The organism is Flavobacterium sp., from assembly GCF_043780635.1.
Taxonomy (GTDB): Bacteria; Bacteroidota; Bacteroidia; order Flavobacteriales; family Flavobacteriaceae; genus Flavobacterium.
Genome location: NZ_JAYWCK010000068.1, coordinates 1 through 9967, shown reverse-complemented (window position 1 = coordinate 9967; position 9967 = coordinate 1). Strand labels below are relative to the sequence as shown.

At 30.7% G+C, this 9967-nt stretch carries 8 protein-coding genes; all 8 read right to left on the bottom strand.

What is annotated here, in order from left to right:
- Window positions 1–270: 270 nt before the first annotated feature.
- Window positions 271–2604: a DUF2357 domain-containing protein gene (locus tag ACH2BV_RS06120; RefSeq protein WP_395049844.1), complete on the bottom strand. Its 2334-nt coding sequence runs from the start codon at window positions 2602–2604 to the stop codon at window positions 271–273.
- A 7-nt stretch (window positions 2605–2611) separates the two neighbouring features.
- Window positions 2612–3613 carry a YhcG family protein gene (locus ACH2BV_RS06115; protein ID WP_395049843.1) on the bottom strand — a complete coding sequence of 334 codons (1002 nt, stop codon included), beginning with the start codon at window positions 3611–3613 and terminating at the stop codon, window positions 2612–2614.
- An 11-nt stretch (window positions 3614–3624) separates the two neighbouring features.
- Window positions 3625–5685, bottom strand: a complete 2061-nt coding sequence (locus ACH2BV_RS06110) for an McrB family protein (RefSeq protein WP_395049842.1) — start codon at window positions 5683–5685, stop codon at window positions 3625–3627.
- Window positions 5686–5694: 9 nt separating this feature from the next.
- Window positions 5695–6777: a DNA (cytosine-5-)-methyltransferase gene (gene dcm / locus ACH2BV_RS06105; RefSeq protein WP_395049841.1), complete on the bottom strand. Its 1083-nt coding sequence runs from the start codon at window positions 6775–6777 to the stop codon at window positions 5695–5697.
- A complete protein-coding gene (locus ACH2BV_RS06100) occupies window positions 6774–8156 on the bottom strand; it encodes a DNA cytosine methyltransferase (protein ID WP_395049840.1) in 1383 nt (460 codons plus the stop codon). Before ACH2BV_RS06100 ends, dcm begins: the two co-directional genes overlap by 4 nt.
- Before the next feature lie 68 nt (window positions 8157–8224).
- A complete protein-coding gene (locus tag ACH2BV_RS06095) occupies window positions 8225–8464 on the bottom strand; it encodes a helix-turn-helix domain-containing protein (protein ID WP_395049839.1) in 240 nt (79 codons plus the stop codon).
- 205 nt (window positions 8465–8669) lie between these two features.
- Window positions 8670–8843 (bottom strand): hypothetical protein, encoded by a 174-nt coding sequence (locus ACH2BV_RS06090; RefSeq protein WP_395049838.1) that lies wholly within the window; start codon window positions 8841–8843, stop codon window positions 8670–8672.
- 469 nt (window positions 8844–9312) lie between these two features.
- Entirely contained in the window at window positions 9313–9894 is a 582-nt protein-coding gene (locus ACH2BV_RS06085; protein ID WP_395049837.1) for an HpaII family restriction endonuclease, read from the bottom strand.
- Window positions 9895–9967 lie beyond the last annotated feature (73 nt).

Genomic DNA, 9967 nt, shown 5'->3' with positions numbered 1-9967 from the left:
AATTAAACCGAACTAGTGGTACACTTTTTCCGGAAACCGTTACTTTTGAAGTGGTACACTTTGTCCGGTAGAGTGGTACACTATGGTCCGGTATGTACACCAATCAGAAGTTAACGATAGCCGGTACTACAAAGCGCATCACCGGTATAGTCACGTTGGAAATTTTTTAAAAATAATTTTTCTTTTGGGTCGGCTTTGCAAGCTCTTTGACAAAGCTTTGGTCGTGTGACGGCTTGTGCGGTTTTTAATTGTGCTTGCAAATTACGTGGGCTATTTTACTTTCTCTTTCATTAATTCTGTTAAGGTTACTGCAAAAGGAATTCCTGCTGCTGTCACATGATTATTCTTTGCTTTAATTTCTTTGTATTTTTCTAAATCTTTAAAATTAAAACTTGCTCCGTTAAAGTCATTGCTTTCTTCTTTTTCTATTTCAATTACTAAATAATAGTCTTTAAGGTCGCTGGTTTTGTAGCCAATCAAGCTTGTTCCTTTATAGACTTTTGGACCTTTGCTTTTTATTTTGAAAACTCTATTTGCGGTATCTTTTCCTGATTCTCTGAGAAGTAAATATTTAGCATTTACAACATTGTTTTCTAAACTTAATGACCCCTTGTCGTCATCCATTCTGAAATTATATTTTCCTTCTTTCTTATACCAATCAATATTCAAATTATTCTTGCAGTATCCAACTAATACAAATGTTTCGTCTGGTATTAACTTTTCTTTTTTTGATGAGTCTAAATATTCAGGCATTGGTTCATTTAGCACATTGGTATCGTCCTTTTCATCTTTGTGAATATCATAAACTTTAATTGCTGTGTGTTCTCTTTGGGATGCTCTGTCAATAAAGTTTGCAATTACTTTTCTAATGAAGGTTTTTAAATGCTCTTTGTCTTTATCGTCTTTATTGGGTTTAATAACAAAAGCACCCAAGCCAGGAATTAATTCATGAAAGCCTCTAAAGGGGTCGTTCTTGCCTTCTCCTGGATATAAAACATAAGCACCACCAGTTCTTCTAATTGCATCTTTGTAGGCATGCATTTTTAGTAAATCCTGATTTTTAAATGTTCCTTTCTTTACTTCTTCTGCCTCTTCCTTTATTAGTTCAATGTTTTCTTCCTCTGTCAACTCCTCATCTTTAGATTTAGAAATTAGCTCATAGAAATTTTTGACTTTGTATTTTGCATCAAAGTGAATATGTGTAATCAATTCTGTTCTTTCTGCATCTTTAGCTTCTGTTATTTCTTCAGGCCAAATAGATAAAGTGTAATCAGGACGGAGTGTGGTTGTGTAACTGCCTGAATTCGGAAAAGTTTTGCCGCCACCAAAAGAACGATTATAGGAGAATTGAATATTTAAGTTTCTTGAGGGAGATTTGTATACGCCTTTCATTGCAATGGCCGTTCCCTGCTTTAAGTTAAGCGATAATTGACCTTTATCGTATTGAATTAATTCTGCAATGCTTTTTGGCTCAATCTCAAACACTTCTTTTAACAAGTCGAGTAGTGTAAAAAATAACCAATACTCGTACAGCGTAGCAATATCTTTTTTGCCAGCATCATAAACATTGTCGCCACCGTGCCAAATCAATTTGGCTGCTAAGTCAAATTTTAGCCAAGCATTTAAAACTTCTCTATACCCGCTTTTCCTTTGAAGTACTGGGCTGTTTAGTTTTAGAGAGGTAGGTCTTGATATTTGCTTGAAAAATGATTGATTTAATAAAGTAGATATTTTTGTTGCTAGCAATCCTGATTCAAATTTTGCGGTCGAATATTTTTCAAATTTCAATTCGCAATTTTCGCAGAAAAAAAGAAATTCTTCTAATGCATGTTTAATAAAACGATTTTCGGCTGTGTCTATAGATTCTGTTTTCCTTGTACTATCTATTTTTGTTGGAATGGAAGTTAATCCATAAAACTTATTCAAAAAATGATCATTACTTAGTTCCATGCTGTTACTTTTGGTAACCAGTTGTTTTATGTTTTTTTGATTAAATCTTCTTATTCTTCGAATGTCTTTTACCTCATGTTCCTCTTCCCATTTGGTAGTAGGGTTGGACACAATTTTTTGAATAGCTTCTTCAAATTCTAGTGAATCAATTAATGATTTTACAAAAGAAAAACGTTGATATAAAGTTTCTGGGTTCTTATTGAAATCGGTTTCAAAATGTTGATTAATCGGTGAATCAATCTGCATGATTAAATCAGTGCATCTTTCAGTGATGTCTTCAAGCATAAATCGATAATCTGTTCTATAATCGGACTTGACTGATTGAACTTCTAATTTAATTTTATTGCTTGGTTTAGTTTTTTCAAAATTCAAAATTTCAAATGTTAAAGCCCCCACATAAACATTAGGCGAAATAACTCCTAAATGCGGCTTTCTGCCATGGGGTTGAATAAAATCTGCTTTTTTAAAGGCATATTTAGGATCCGAAAATTCATAATCATAAAAACAACCTTCTGTTAGTTGGTATCGGCATTCGCCTTCTTGATCTGCATTTTCATTATCAAAAAGAGATTTAGGTTTCTTTGCATCAATTGTTAATGCTAATCCCTTCTCTATTTGATCCAAATAAATGATAACAGATTTTAATTCTTTCATAACATTTCTAATCCGTTTTATTATCAATTAGTTGCTGCAAATCTTTTTTGCTTGGAAGAATTAATTCATACTTACTTGCAAATATTTGATTGTTGTTTTCTGGTAAGGTAATTTCTACCAAAGTATCCTTTTTATCTTTACATAAAATTATCCCAATTGTTTTGTTCTCGTCTTCAAGTTTTACGTATCTATCATAATAGTTAACATACATCTGCATTTGACCAAGGTCTTGATGTTTGAGTTTACCAATCTTAAGATCTACTAACACAAAACATTTAAGCAAACGATTATAAAAAACCAGGTCAATTCTAAAATGTTCTTCATCAAAAGTAAATCTTACTTGACGACCTACAAAAGTGAATCCTTTGCCTAGCTCAAGTAAAAAATGTTCCAATTTATCTATGATTGCATGTTCTAATTCAGATTCATTGTATGTATATGATTCTGGTAAATTTAGAAATTCTAGGACATAAGGATCCTTTATCATATCTGTAGGGTTTTCCATTATCTGTCCTTCTGAAGCTAGTTTCATAACCGCAGATTTATCTTTACTTAAACTTAATCTTTCAAATAATGAGGTATTTATTTGACGAGTCAACTCTCTTACACTCCAGTTATTAGCTACTGTTTCTATTTCGTAAAAATTTCTTTCTTCCGCATTCAAAATCCTCATTAACTGTAAGTAATGAGTCCAACTTATACTTTGCGAAATCGGTGATTTCGCAATCTTATAGGTCAAATAAAATTTTCGTATTAATTCAAGATTTCTTTTAGAAAACCCCTTCCCAAATTCGCTTGTTAAATCATTCGATAATCTATCTAAAATAAATCCACCATAGCCTGCTTGTTCATTTCCGTGCTGCTCTTGCTCTACAATTCTTTTCCCTAGTTCAAAATAGGTTTGAACCATAATTGCATTTACCGTTTTGGAAACACCTACTTGAGCATCTTTAATTAGTTGCTTTATTTGCTCAATAAATGAAGTAGGAATTGGTTGAATATCTTTCATTTCAATAAAATTTATGCTTCAGCGTAACTTGCAAAACCGTTTTCAACTGCATTTTTATACATTCTGCAAATTTTTTCGAATGATATTTTGTATTTGATGTTTGTGTCAGCTTTAAGTTCAGCCTCAGTTAAACTATTACTTAAGAATTTATCCAAGTAATCTTCTTTAATTTTTGAATTGTCTGTCAAACAAAAACCACCTAAGATGGGAAGTACTTTTGTAAGCTTGTTTCTTGAACCGTGCAGTTTTGGTAGTAATTTCTGCATTATGGCAATATCAAATAAGTTGTCGCCTGATTCGCCAAGTTCTTTTAGCATATACATTAACCTTCCAATTTCGCTTGCAGTTCTATAACCAAATTCAGCCCCTGATTTTTTTAATTCAGAAAAGAATAATTTTAAATCTGCTTCCGATGGTTTCAGATTCTTATCAGTTTCTTGTAATGCCAATGTCATAAAACTGCCCGACATATTTGCTCCTTGAGCCTTTAATAACTCCATGTCTAGTTTTAGATCACTCTCAATAAAATCTGCTAAATCCTTCTCAGTTAATCTAAATTCAATTGTATTTGCTCTGTCTAAAACCTTTGGACTAAACATGTAGGTAGTTTCATCAATATTTACAGTTCCTACAATGAATAAATTCTTTGGAAGTTTTATTGAAGGAGGAACAATTAATGAATCATTTTCAATTTTATGTAATGGTATTTTATCACCAGATTCCATGGTACTTAAAAAATCTGCAAAATATCTTTCAACGTGGCTTAAATTCATCTCATCTAAAATCAAGAAGTAAGGTTTTATTGGCTCTTCTGTATTTTCAATATTTTGCTTTGCTCTAAGCATTAAATCTAATACACCATTTTCAGGGCATACATATTCTTCTTTATTTAATGCGTTTGGATAACCTAAAAGAGGTTCACGGTTAGTCCAATCTGCACCAACAGGTACAATTACATATTGAGATTCATCTGATGTAATCCATTGTGCAAAAGCTTGTGCTAATTTTGTTTTACCCGAACCAGAAAGGCCACTGCAAATTATAAATGGTTTGGTACACAAAGAAGCTATAAAGCGCTGAATAAGTTGAGGAGAGAAGATTAAACCGGCTGCTTGAGATTTTTCTTGAAACACTGACAAATCAAATAATACATTCGATTGAGATAACTTTTTAATTAATAAAAATGACCCCTTTTCTCCATTTCTAATTGCAGTATATTCATTATTTGTATATTCTTCTATAAATTTCACTAATTGTGAAAAAAGCAAATTGCTAGTTCCAGAATAAGCCCATTCTGTTGTAAGGTAAATAAATTTTTGCCCTAAGATGTTTAAATTCTCATTTATAAATCTAGGTGTAGATCTGCTGTCATTTTTATTAGGCTCGGCTTCAAATGAAAATAATAAGCCTTGTGTAAAATAATCTGGAAACAAATAAGTTTTATATGGTATTGAATCTGAAGTTACAGATTCTGTTACGTTTTTATTACTTCTATCAAGAAAACTTTCTCCATATTCATTAATAATATATCTTAATGATTTTAAAGCAAATTGGCGGAGCACATTATCCTCAATAGGAAATATTTTACGTTTATCTGATTCAATTTCGTGATATATTTCATTCGAACATTCAATTTTTATTAAATCTGTTTCGCCTTTATAAAAAAGAAGCTTAATATGATCTTGAATAAATAAATCACGAATATTAAGTCCGCTAGTTTGCTCTAGACCAATAAAATAAAATCTTTCTTGAGACTGTTTTGTTATATCAAACGAAAATTCTGAACTTTTTTCATAATGGTTATTTATTAAAGTTAAATATTTGTCAAACCATTTTAAATCTAATGTAATTTTTTCTTTTTTATAAATTGTGCCTTTAAATGAAAATGTAAAACAAAGTAGTTTAATAAGGTCAGATTTTTCAATTTTGAATTTTGCTTTTGTGTTTTCTATAAGTTTAAGTTTTTCAGCTAAATCACCAGTAATGAATATACTCGCTTCATTACTATTGTTTTGAAGCGTTTTGAATTTAGCATCTTGTAGTTTGATTATTTTTTCGCCTAGGTATTCCATTAGATTTCTTTAAAATTTGATAAGTTTATTTTTAATTATTAGGTGATATAAAATAGCATAAACAGTGTTTACACTAACAGCATTTCCTGCCTGTTTAAGCATTTGGTGGTCACTAACACCTGCAATTTTAGTTCTCTCGTAAAAATCTTCTCCAAAACCTTGTAATGCAAAGGCCTCTTTTGGGGTTAATTTTCTAATTCTGTGTTTTTCTAACTCTTTTTTAGTAAACTCTTTTTTAATATATTCCTTAGGTTTTTTTGCAAGAATAAAATCATCGCTATAATAATTGTCTTGACAAGCTCTATGCATTTTGACCATAGAAGCAGTTAGAGGCCTTGCTGTAAGTTGATTAATTTCTGATTTGGAAAGGAAGTTTTTTGAACCATCAGCCAATATGGTAGGTTTTATTTTATCAGACAGATAATACTTTTCGGCAACTGATTTACTGAGCACATCCAGAATAGTATTTTGACTAACAATACTAATTTTCTGGTTAATATTTATAAAACTTTGCAAAACAGCTTCTTGAGAAAATTCAAAATTAACTGGTAATTTTTTTTTTGATCCAAAAATAAAAATTCTATTTCTCGTTTGAGCCAAATTAAAATTCGCGGTGTTGAAAACGCCAGAATAGATATATTTAAACCCACAATCCATTAAAGAACTTACAATCTCTTTAAAAGTCTCTCCATTGTCATGCGTCCTAAGTCGCTGAACATTTTCAAGAAGTATAAAAGAAGTTTTATTCTTAACCTTAAGTATATTAGTAATAGAATAAAAAGTATTTCCTCGTGGGTCGGTAAAACCTTTTTGTTTGCCCATCATACTGAATGACTGACATGGAAAACCTCCAGTTAATAAATCGAAATCTCCCAATTTTAAGATTTCTATAATATCAGAGGCAAAAGGTTCTATATCTCCAATTTCAAGTTCATTTAATGTATTAAAATTTGCCTTATATGTTAGTGTGGCATATTTATCTTTTTCTGAAAATCCAATACACTTTGTTTTTATGCCAAAATCATTTCCTAGCAAATCAATTGCCTTTCTAAATCCTCCAATCCCGGAAAACAATTCTAAATGCTTTATCATACAAATTTTATTATATTTCTACCAATTATTTCTGCCAACTTTACTGGAACAGCATTGCCGATTTGTGCAAACCATTTATTTTGACTTCCTCTAAAAAAATAATTGTCAGGAAATGTTTGAATTCTAGCGGCTTCTCTCGGACTTAAACCTCTTGCTTGCGTAGGGTGAATATACATGTTGCAGTCAAATTTCATGTGAGAAGTAATTGTCTTACACACTTCATTTTCATTTAATTTAAAATATTTGTCTTTGAACATATGATTTCTACTCGTGTAAGGCATGATGTCAACAATTGAACTATGCAATGAATTTGCCCCTTGGGGCAAACGATTGAATATTTCAATATCTCTTTCATTATTGTATCTGTTTTTATGGTTTAACAATAGTCCGTTTTCGTTTTCTCCGTTTATGAAGTTGTAAAATTTATTTTTTTTAAGTTTTACTTTCCTAATCACAAACCCAAACTCTTCGTTATTGATATCATTTTTGTTTTTATGTGGCTTCGGTTGTAACGCAGGTAAATTTGAAATTGCATCTTTCAAAACAAATTCCTTTTTGCGCTCTTTTTTTATGCTTTCAAATATTTTGTGAGTGTCAACTCCAATACGATTTCCTATTAAGAAAAACCGTTCCCGGTTTTGTGGTAATCCAAAATCCTTTGCGTTTAGCAAAGCATAATCAAAATTATAATCGTCTCCTAAGTATTTTTTGAAGTCAGCAATAATTTCAGAAATTTTATGTGCCATACCCTTCACATTTTCCATTATGAAAAACTGGGGACGCACTTTATGTAAAAATTTCAAGTATGACTTGTATAAGACGTTTCTTGGGTCATCAATTAGTCGTTGTCTATTAGCCATTGAGAAACCTTGACAAGGCGGCCCACCACAAACAAGTGTTATGTTTTTAAAAAACTTAGAGTGTTTATCAATCTCGGTTACGAATTTATTTATATCGCCAACAAAATATTGGTCGATGTGCAATTTATGATTGAAATAAAATGTTTCAGCAAAGGTAGGATCAATCTCATTGACAAATGTTGGATTAAATCCTGCATTTGTTAATCCAACGCTGAGGCCTCCGCAGCCAGCAAACAAATCAATAAATGAATTTTTCTTTGGTAATTCAACTTTGTTTTTGTTTACGTAGTTTTTTAGGAATGGCAATTTTTCCTTATTTTTTTCTATTGTTTCAAAATAGGAATTTATTTTATCAAATGAATCAATTGAAATTTCATCCTTTAATCCCTGGAAAAACGCTTTGTTGGAAGGGATAATTGAAATATTTTCAATAAGAAATAAATTCTCCAGTTCATCAATTAAATTATTAACAAGTGACTTAATATTCTTCCGATTATGTTTTAAGTAAAATTCGATCATTTTATTTCTATGTTCATTTATTTAATTAGGTTTCTGAATTCTTTGATTTGATAAAAAACTTACGGTAATCATCTTTCTATTACCTTAAATTCATAATCCAAAAAAATCGAAAACCGAACTAAGTAATCAACTGTAATTCCAAATTTTCCATTTTCAATTTTTGAAATTGTAGAACGGTTGATATTCATTTTTAGTGCTAATTGTTCTTGGCTATAGCCCCTTTTTTCTCGAATAATTCTAATCTTGTCGCCAAGCATTAGCCGGTAATCTTTAATTTGATTTCCTGATGTCGTTAATTCTGCTTTCATAGCATTTTAAATTAATTCACAGAAAGAGTTTCTGTATGTTATTTTCCGTTTTCACTCTCAATTGGTAGCAAAACATTTGTTTCAATTCTTTTAGTTAAGTATTATTTGCTGTTCACTCACTTTTACAACTTTACCTACTGCTTTTCAAGAGTCTACTTTGTTGTTTATTACATTATGGCCAACTCTCTATAACTTCAAGGTCATGTTAAATTAACTGTGCTAAGGGAGGGAAGGAAAGGCCTGTATTAAGTGCTTCAATGTCAACCCTTGGCATTTTGGCATTTTCAATAATTTCTACATTAACACAAAGTTGGTCGGGATTTTCTTTTTGTAACGGTGTAAGAAACTTTGTTACTTGTCCATATTTGTTTGGTGTCATTTATTTATGTGCAAAATTTCTTGTTTTCCTACATGTTAAATTCTTTAATGAGTCAAATATAAAATTCTCAGTTGTAAAAAGTGCAATATATTGAACATATTTTTCAACAACCATAACTAGATAACTTTTAATGCCATATAGGGGCTTTTGCAAAAAAATGAATCTTTTTGTTTTGTTAAACATTGGCTTGGGTACTGGATAAAACCCAATGCTACATTTAAAGAAATGGCTTAAATTGTTTAATAAAATGTGAGTTTGCAAAAATTAAGAGACAATGCAATAGACAGTCGTGTAAATAAAAAATCTGTACATCAGTCAGAATTTATTCTTGTATTCCTGCTGTCTGCCAGTTAAACTTAATGCTTTTCTTATTGCATTTTTACTTTTCTTTTTATGTTCAATATTGTCTTGGTTTTATTTTTTTATCGAATAATGAAAGCACATTTTATAGTTTGTAATATTTCCCCTCTCACCCCCAAACCCCCACCCCCAATTTCACCATCCCCTCTTCAATTGTCGAGTGATCAAAATTGATTTTGATTTTTAATTCGTTTAGTAGTTTTAATTGTAATTTTGATTGATCATAGATTGAATAATAGTCTAGTTCGCCATTCTTATTTTTAAAACAATAAATTCGATCGGTTAGTATCTCACCATTGAAAACTCTGCTCGATGAAATATCGGAATATAAAAGTAAATGAATGAAACTGTTCAATTTGTATTTGAAATATTGTTCTTCCTCTTTTTCTTCTACTATTTTAATTTTGTTTTTTGAATTTAGATATTCACTAAACGAACTTATTCCATTTAATAATACTTCGAGCACAACATCGGCCAATATATTTGCAAAGGCACTATCAACAAACATCAAATTGAGCTGCTGATTTTTATCTTCAATTTTTTGAAATAATAACTGACTCTTACTTTTAAACTTATTCAGATCATCAACGGAATAAGCATCGTTGATTTTATAAACAAATGAATAAGTTGCTAATGTTTTATTGTTTATGTTTATAAAAGTTGACTTTCTTTCTTCTAACTGATTGAGCATATTACAGTTTATTTATTTATCACCAATCCCGAACTATTCGGTTTTAAAGCTCTGCACAAAATTTTAAAGACTC